Raw genomic sequence first — 3735 nt, 5'->3', positions numbered from 1 at the left:
CGGGGCCTCCTCACGACTGTGGATAGGCCGAACCAAGGACCACCCTCGTTCGGTAACCCACGAACATGCGCGAGAGAGGCCCTGGCCCGCAACCCCTCACACAAGAGGAGCTGCTCATACCGTCTGACGCCTCAGGTGTCCTTGCGGATCTCCTCGAGGCGCTCGGCGAGGATGTCCTCCAGCTCCTCGATGGAGCGGCGCTCCCGCAGCATGTCCCAGTGGGTGCGCGGGGGCTTGACCTCCTTGGGCTCGGGCTCGACGCCGTCGGAGCGGCGGGCCATCTGGCCGCAGCGCGGGCACTCCCACTCGGTGGGGAGCTCCGCCTCGGCGGCGAACGGGATCGTGAAGTGGTGCTCGTTGGGGCAGTCGAACGAGGTCTCCTGGCGAGGAGCCAGTTCGACGCCCGCGGGGTCGGCGAGGCTCTTCGAGCCCAGGCCCTGACCCCTCAGTGCCTTGTCTGCCATGGTGTCCTCCTTCGTCGACCCCAACGCTACCGGGCGGTCCCAATGTTCCCGAAGGGGTCGGCGGGCATCAGTCGACGGCGTGGTCGGCGGGCTCCTTGACCGGGATCAGGACGAGCAGGCCGGCCAGCAGGATCAGGACGATGCCCATGATGCCCCAGTAGGCGGTGTTCTCCTCGCCGGTGATGGCCGCACCCAGGCCCACCGCGAGGCCGAAGGCGGCGGGGGAGAGGAACGAGATCGCGCGGCCGGTGGTGGCGTAGAGGCCGAAGATCTCGCCCGCCTTGCCCTCGGGGATGAGCCGGGCGAGGAACGACCGGGACGCCGACTGCGCCGGACCCACGAAGGCGGTCATGGCCATGCCGAGGGTCCAGAAGACGATCTGCCCGCGGTCGTGCAGGAAGAACACGCCCAGGCCCAGCGCGACGAGCGCGGCCAGCGAGATCAGGATGACCTTCTTGGGGCCGATCCAGTCGTCGACGTAGCCGAACAGGATCGTCGTGACGCCCGCGACGATGTTGGCCACCGCGCCGAAGATGATGACGTCGCCGGGGGAGAAACCGAAGGTGAGCGAGGCCAGCACGGCGCCGAAGGCGAAGACGCCCGAGAGCCCGTCGCGGAACAGCGCGGAGGCGGCGAGGAAGAACACCGTGTGCGGGCTGGAGCGCCACAGCTTCTTGATCGAGTCCACGAGGAGGCCGTAGGAACGCACGATGCCGACCTTCTCCACCGGCGCGGTGCGCGGCTTGTCCTTCAGGGCGAGGAAGGTCGGCAGGGTGAACAGCAGGATCCAGACGCCGCAGACGATCATCGATGCGCGGATGTCCATGCCGTCGTCGCTGGTGACGCCGAACAGCCCGACGTCGGGGGAGATGAAGCCGAAGTAGAGCACCAGCAGGGCGACGATGCCGCCGAGGTAGCCCATGCCCCAGCCGAAGCCGGACACACGACCGACGTTGTCCTTGGTCGAGACCTCGTCGATGAGCGAGTAGTAGTTGACGTTGGCCAGCTCGCCGATGATCGACGCCACGCCCAGGATGCCCAGCCCCAGCCACAGGTACTCGGGCGCGGGCCGCACGAAGAACAGGGCGGCGGCGAGGGCGGCGATCAGCCAGGTCTGACAGCGCAGGTTGAACACGGTGCGGCCCGTGCGGTCGGAGCGCTGACCCAGAACCGGCGCGATGAGCGCGACGATGAGGCCGGCGATCCCGGTCGACAGGGCCAGCGCCTGCGCGGTGACGTTCTCGGGGCCGAAGGCCTTGCCCGTGATGTAGACGCTGAAGACGAACGTGATGATGACGGTGTTCAGGGGCTGGGTGCCCCAGTCCCACATCGCCCACGCCCAGACCTTGCGGCGGGGGCTGGGCCGGTTCCCCTCGAGGGCGGAGCCCTCGACCGGCAGCGAGTTGGTCATGCGTGTCCTTCCCACAGGTCCCGCTCGACCAGGACGGCCTTGAGCGTGGCGAGGTTGTCGGTGACGATCCCGTCGACACCGAGGTCGATGAGGCGCTCCATGTCGGGGCGTTCGTTGATGGTCCACACGTGCACCACGGCGCCGTGCCGGTGCGCGGCGTCGACCATCCCGCGGGTGAGCAGCCGCCGCCCGGTGCGGGGCTCGAGCTCGGGCATCTGGAACGCCTGGCCCAGCAGCGGCCACACGCGGCGCAGGCCGGGGGCCAGGCCGAACACGCCGACCTCGAGCGGGGACGCCGACGCCGCCACGCGCCCGCCCGTCCGCTTCCGGAACGCGGTGATGCTGGCCAGGTGGAAGCTGCCCACGCACACCCGGTCGTGCGCCGCGTGGCGCTCGATCGTGGACGCCAGCGGCTCGATCGCGCCGGGGGCCTTGATGTCGATGTTGAACCGGGCCTGCGGCAGCGCCTCGAGGAGGTCGTCCAGCCGGGGGATGGGCTCCGACCCGCCGATGCGCGCCCGCTCGACCTCGGCCCACGGCAGGGCGGCGAGGCGACCCGCGGCGTCCGTCACCCGGTCGAGGACCTCGTCGTGGAACGCGACGAGGACGCCGTCGGCCGTGGTGTGCACGTCGGTCTCGAGGTGGCGGAACCCGAAGTCCCACGCGGCCTTGAACCCGCGCAGGCTGTTCTCGACCTCGATGGGGGCCTCGTCGGTGATACCGCCGCGGTGGGCGAGCGCGATGAACGGCGCGTCGAAGTACGCGTACTGGTCCGCTGGTCGCCCCCGCATGGTGCACACCTTAGGGAACAACCGTGACACGGTGATGAACGCCGTCCGCGGTTGGGTGCAGAATGGCCTCTTGTGACCACGATTCTGTCGATCCAGTCCTCCGTCGCCTACGGGCACGTGGGGAACAGCGCGGCGACCTTCCCGCTCATGCGGCTGGGCTGCGAGGTGTGGCCGGTCCTGACGGTGCACTTCAGCAACAACACCTCCTACCCGAGCAAGCGTGGCCCGCTCCTGCGCCCCGAGGACGTCGCCGAGGTCGTCGAGGGCATCGACGAGTTGGGCGTGCTGCCGCAGGTGGACGCCGTGCTGACCGGCTACCAGGGCGCGCCGGCCATGGGTGCGGAGATCCTGCGGATCGTGGAGAAGGTCAAGGAGCGCAACCCGGGCGCCGTGTGGTGCTGCGACCCGGTGATGGGCGACGTCGGCCGCGGCATGTACGTGCTGCCGGGCATCCCCGAGTTCATCCGCGACAACGTCGTGCAGGCCGCCGACGTGCTCACCCCCAACCACTACGAGCTGAACTTCCTGACCGGCCGCGAGGCGACCACGCTGCCCGAGGTCCTGGAGGCCGCCGACGCACTGCGCCTGAAGGGCCCCGACGTGGTGCTGGTGACCTCCGTGGTCGTCGAGGAGTCCGAGCCCGAGACGGTCACGATGGTCGCGGTCAGCGACGACGGCGCGTGGTCGGTGACCACCCCGCTGCTGGGCCGCACGTTCACCGGCTCGGGCGACCTGACCTCGTCGATGTTCCTGGCCGCGCTGCTGGAGACCGGCGACGTCGAGGCGGCCGTGGGCCGCACGGCCGACATCGTCTACTCGGTGCTGGAGCGCACCACCGGCCTCGACCAGCGCGAGCTGGCCCTGGTGGCCGCGCAGGACGACCTGGTCGCCCCGCGCTTCCACTTCGAGGTCACGAAGGTCCGCTGAGGCGCGGCGCCGGCGTCAGACGGTATGAGCAGCTCCTCTTGTGTGAGGGGTTGCGGGCCAGGGCCTCTCTCGCGCATGTTCGTGGGTTACCGAACGAGGGTGGTCCTTGGTTCGGCCTATCCACAGTCGTGAGGAGGCCCCG

The 3735-nt window shown here is 69.9% G+C and carries 4 protein-coding genes; 1 reads left to right on the top strand and 3 read right to left on the bottom strand.

The window, feature by feature from the left end; translation table 11 throughout:
• Nucleotides 1-131: 131 nt before the first annotated feature.
• The 3 genes from H5397_RS17115 to H5397_RS17105 form a co-directional block, all read right to left on the bottom strand.
• Complete coding sequence (locus H5397_RS17115) at nt 132-464, bottom strand: RNA polymerase-binding protein RbpA (RefSeq protein WP_182818930.1); 333 nt, start codon at nt 462-464, stop codon at nt 132-134.
• A gap of 67 nt (nt 465-531) precedes the next feature.
• Nucleotides 532-1875, bottom strand: a complete 1344-nt coding sequence (locus tag H5397_RS17110) for an MFS transporter (RefSeq protein ID WP_182818928.1) — start codon at nt 1873-1875, stop codon at nt 532-534.
• Nucleotides 1872-2666, bottom strand: coding sequence for a glycerophosphodiester phosphodiesterase (locus tag H5397_RS17105; protein WP_182818926.1), 795 nt, complete (start codon nt 2664-2666; stop codon nt 1872-1874). The genes H5397_RS17110 and H5397_RS17105 overlap by 4 nt, the downstream gene beginning before the upstream one ends.
• Before the next feature lie 72 nt (nt 2667-2738).
• On the opposite strand from H5397_RS17105, the gene pdxY reads away from it, so the two are divergent.
• Nucleotides 2739-3593, top strand: a complete 855-nt coding sequence (gene pdxY, locus H5397_RS17100; RefSeq protein ID WP_182818925.1) for a pyridoxal kinase PdxY — start codon at nt 2739-2741, stop codon at nt 3591-3593.
• The last annotated feature ends 142 nt before the right edge of the window (nt 3594-3735 follow it).

It is taken from the genome of Propioniciclava sp. MC1683, assembly GCF_014164675.1.
In the GTDB taxonomy this organism is placed as follows: Bacteria; Actinomycetota; Actinomycetes; order Propionibacteriales; family Propionibacteriaceae; genus Propioniciclava.
The sequence above is the reverse complement of the archived record's forward strand: the minus strand, read 5'-3'. Positions and strand labels throughout refer to the sequence as shown.

Excerpts from the sequence above, each read along its gene's own strand:
- H5397_RS17115 (WP_182818930.1), bottom strand. The coding sequence starts at position 464 with ATGGCAGACAAGGCACTGAGGGGTCAGGGCCTGGGCTCGAAGAGCCTC.
- H5397_RS17110 (WP_182818928.1), bottom strand. The coding sequence starts at position 1,875 with ATGACCAACTCGCTGCCGGTCGAGGGCTCCGCCCTCGAGGGGAACCGG.
- H5397_RS17105 (WP_182818926.1), bottom strand. The coding sequence starts at position 2,666 with ATGCGGGGGCGACCAGCGGACCAGTACGCGTACTTCGACGCGCCGTTC.